This window comes from Streptomyces viridochromogenes (genome assembly GCF_001270495.1).
Lineage (GTDB): Bacteria > Actinomycetota > Actinomycetes > Streptomycetales > Streptomycetaceae > Streptomyces > Streptomyces viridochromogenes_A.
On sequence record NZ_LGUR01000052.1, the window covers coordinates 1 to 3319 of the forward strand.

At 70.9% G+C, this 3319-nt stretch carries 3 protein-coding genes; 2 read left to right on the forward strand and 1 reads right to left on the reverse strand.

Annotated elements, in window-relative coordinates; genetic code table 11:
- Window positions 1-261: hypothetical protein (locus tag ADK36_RS49425; protein WP_199830134.1), on the reverse strand; the 261-nt coding region annotated here is incomplete at its 3' end.
- A 237-nt stretch (window positions 262-498) separates the two neighbouring features.
- On the opposite strand from ADK36_RS49425, the gene ADK36_RS08045 reads away from it, so the two are divergent.
- Window positions 499-1881 (forward strand): nitrate/nitrite transporter, encoded by a 1383-nt coding sequence (locus ADK36_RS08045; protein ID WP_048587559.1) that lies wholly within the window; start codon window positions 499-501, stop codon window positions 1879-1881.
- 165 nt (window positions 1882-2046) lie between these two features.
- Entirely contained in the window at window positions 2047-3198 is a 1152-nt protein-coding gene (locus tag ADK36_RS08050; RefSeq protein ID WP_048587560.1) for a uroporphyrinogen-III synthase, read from the forward strand.
- Window positions 3199-3319: the final 121 nt, after the last annotated feature.

Here is a 3319-nt window from a genome sequence, read left to right on the forward strand (position 1 = left end):
CCCGCCCCGTACCCCGCCCCGGGCCCCTACGGCGCTCCCCAGCCCCCGGGACCGTACGCCACCCCTCAGCCGCAGCCATACGGACAGCCGCAGCCGCAGCCGTACGGACAACCGCAGCCGCAGCAGCCGCAGCCATACGGGCAGCCCCAGCAGCAGCCGTACGGACAACCGCAGCAGCCGCAGCCGCAGCCCCAGCCATACGGGCAGCCCCAGCAGCAGCCGTACGGCCAGCCGCAGCCCTACCCCCAGCAGAACCCCCACTGGCAGCCCTCGCAGCCTCCGCAGCCCCCGCAGCGCTGACGGCTCCCTCTCTCCCCCCCTCCCGCAGACGCCCTCCATATAGGGGAACGACCACCAAACCTCTCATCCCCCCTCTCGGCCGGGTGAGAGCAAAGTTCCTTTCCGGTCACTCGTGGCCACAGCGCGGAAACGAGCCCTCCCTACCTTCGGGAGCAGCCACTCGTAGGCGACCGAGCCCCGAAGTACCGTGGAGGCGTCATGACAGCCCCTAGCACAGCCCCCGCCGCAAGCAGGGGAGGCCGCTGGATCGATCACTGGGACCCCGAGGACGAGACGTTCTGGAACGAGACCGGTGAGAAGACCGCCAAGCGGAACCTCTTCTTCTCGGTCCTCTCCGAGCACATCGGCTTCTCGATCTGGACCCTGTGGTCCGTGATGGTGCTCTTCATGGGGCCGGAGTACGGGCTCACCCCGGCCGACAAGTTCTTCATCGTCTCGATGGCCACGCTGGTCGGCGCCATCGTCCGCGTGCCGTACACCTTCGCCGTCGCCGTCTTCGGTGGCCGGATGTGGACGGTCATCTCGGCGAGCCTGCTGCTCCTGCCCACCGTCGCCGCGTTCGCCGTGATGGAGCCGGGGACGTCGTTCACCACGTTCCTGCTGTGCGCGATGCTGGCCGGTGTCGGTGGCGGGAACTTCGCCTCCAGCATGACCAACATCAACGCCTTCTTCCCCTTGCGTAAGAAGGGCTGGGCGCTCGGTCTGAACGCCGGCGGCGGCAACATCGGCGTACCCGTCGTGCAGCTCATCGGTCTCGCGGTCATCGGCGCCAGCGGGGGCCCGCGCCTGCTGCTCGGGATCTACATCCCGTTCATCGTGATCGCCGCCGTCCTCGCGTGGCTGAAGATGGACAGCATCTCGTCCGTGAAGAACGACACCGGCGCCGCCAAGGACGCCGCGAAGGACGCCCACACCTGGATCATGTCCTTCCTCTACATCGGCACGTTCGGTTCGTTCATCGGCTACAGCTTCGCGTTCGGGCTGGTCCTTCAGACGCAGTTCGGCCGTACGCCGCTCCAGGCCGCCTACGTCACCTTCATCGGCCCGCTGCTCGGCTCCCTGATCCGTCCCGTGGGAGGCGCGCTCGCCGACCGGTTCGGCGGTGCGAAGATCACGCTGTGGAACTACGTCGCGATGGCCGCCGCGACCTCGGTCGTCATCGTGGCCTCGATGCAGGAGTCGCTGCCGCTGTTCACCGTGGCGTTCATCGCCCTGTTCGTCCTGTCCGGCCTCGGCAACGGCTCGACGTTCAAGATGATCCCCGGCATCTTCCACGCGAAGGCCGTGGCCAAGGGGCTGGAGGGTGAGGAGGCCGCCGCCTACGGCCGCCGGCTCTCCGGTGCCTCCATGGGCCTCATCGGCGCGGTGGGCGCGCTCGGCGGGCTCGGCATCAACCTCGCCTTCCGCCAGTCCTTCCTCACCGTCGGCTCCGGCACCGGTGCCTTCGTCGCCTTCCTCGCCTTCTACGGCGCCTGCTTCGTGGTCACCTGGGCCGTATACCTTCGCCGCCCGGCCGCCTCCGAGACGCACGCCACAGCGACGACGGAGGCAAAGCCGCAGCTCAGCTACGCGGAGGTGTGACGTAACACCGCTGACATCAAGTCGAACCGAGCCTGTCACGCACCGTTGACAGGCTCGCTCGGCATGCAGGTGTAACCACCATGGGTGCGATCAGGAGCCGCTCCCAGCCACCCCCGGTGGCGCCACCTGGCGCAGGCACCACAACTCGAGTGCGGGACGAGAGTTATGTACGACGAACAGCAGCAACCCGACCACGGACCCCTCGCGGGGTTCACCGTGGGCGTCACCGCCGCGCGCCGGGCCGATGAGCTCGGGGCGCTGCTCCAGCGGCGCGGCGCCGCCGTGCTGCACGCCCCAGCCCTGCGCATCGTGCCGCTCGCCGACGACAGCGAACTGCTCGCCGCCACCAAGGAGATCATTCAGCGCACACCCGACGTCGTGGTCGCCACGACCGCGATCGGCTTCCGGGGCTGGATCGAGGCCGCCGACGGATGGGGGCTGGGCGAGGACCTGCTGGCCCGGCTGCGCGGCGTCGAGCTGCTCGCGCGCGGCCCCAAGGTCAAGGGCGCGGTCCGGGCCGCCGGGCTGACCGAGGAGTGGTCGCCGTCCAGTGAGTCCATGGCCGAGGTGCTGGACCGGCTGCTGGAGGAGGGCGTCGACGGGCGCCGGATCGCCATCCAGCTGCACGGGGAGCCGCTCCCCGGGTTCGTGGAGGCGTTGAAGGCCGGGGGAGCGGAGGTGCTCGGGGTGCCTGTGTACCGGTGGCTGCCGCCGGAGGACATCGGACCGGTCGACCGCCTGCTGGACGCGGCGGTCTCCCGAGGCCTGGACGCCGTCACCTTCACCAGCGCACCCGCCGCCGCGTCCCTGCTGTCACGGGCCGAGGAACGCGGGCTGCTTCCGGAGCTGCTCGCCGCCCTCAACCACGACGTCCTGCCGGCCTGCGTCGGCCCGGTCACCGCGCTGCCCCTGCAGGCCCTCGGCATCGACACCGTCCAGCCCGAACGCTTCCGCCTCGGCCCGCTGGTCCAGCTCCTCTGCCAGGAACTGCCGAACCGGGCCCGCTCCCTGCCGATCGCCGGGCACAAGGTGGAGATCCGCGGGCACGCGGTGCTGGTCGACGGGGCGCTGCGGCCGGTGCCGCCGGCGGGGATGTCCCTGCTGCGGGCCCTGTCCCGACGGCCGGGCTGGGTGGTGCCGCGCGCGGAGCTGCTGCGGGCGTTGCCGGGTGCGGGGCGGGACGAGCATGCCGTGGAGACGGCGATGGCGAGGCTGCGTACGGCTCTGGGGGCGCCGAAGCTGATCCAGACGGTGGTGAAGCGGGGGTACCGGCTGGCGCTGGATCCGGCGGCCGACGCGAAGTACGGGGACGCGTGACGAAGTACGGGGACGCGTGAGGAGGCGCCCGGCGCCGGTGTCGCCCTCGCTGGGGGCTGCCGCCCCCAGACCCCGGCTATCGGCCTGAGCGGCCTCGTCCTCAATCGCCGGACGGGCTGGA

What these genes read in the sequence shown, in the direction of transcription:
- ADK36_RS08045 (WP_048587559.1), top strand. Translation starts at nt 499, where the DNA reads ATGACAGCCCCTAGCACAGCCCCCGCCGCAAGCAGGGGAGGCCGCTGG.
- ADK36_RS08050 (WP_048587560.1), top strand. Translation starts at nt 2,047, where the DNA reads ATGTACGACGAACAGCAGCAACCCGACCACGGACCCCTCGCGGGGTTC.